Genomic DNA, 342 nt, shown 5'->3' on the forward strand with positions numbered 1-342 from the left:
TCTGCCGCCTGAATTTCGATATTGGAAGCCTGTCCCTGTGCACCTCCGCTAGGCTGATGGATCATCACCTTAGCATGAGGCTGAATGAACCTGCGGCCTTTGGCACCGGCAGATAACAAGATCGATCCCATAGATGCTGCAAGGCCGGTACATATTGTGGAAACAGGGCTGTTCAAACCAAGCATGGTATCATAAATGGCAAAACCAGATGTTACATAACCTCCCGGACTGCTTATATAGAATTTTATTTCTTCGTCCCCGGTAGCGTCCAGGTAGAGCATTCTTTCAATTAGATGTTTCGCCGTTTTTTCATTCACTGTGCCCCATAAAAAGATCTTTCTT

Annotated in this window: 1 protein-coding gene; it reads right to left on the reverse strand. The window is 46.2% G+C overall.

Going from position 1 to position 342, the window contains the following annotated elements; all coding sequences use genetic code 11:
- A partial coding sequence (locus HC175_RS21570) for a ClpP family protease (RefSeq protein ID WP_209310178.1) occupies positions 1-342 on the reverse strand: 342 nt, incomplete at both ends.

It is taken from the genome of Salinimicrobium oceani, assembly GCF_012037645.1.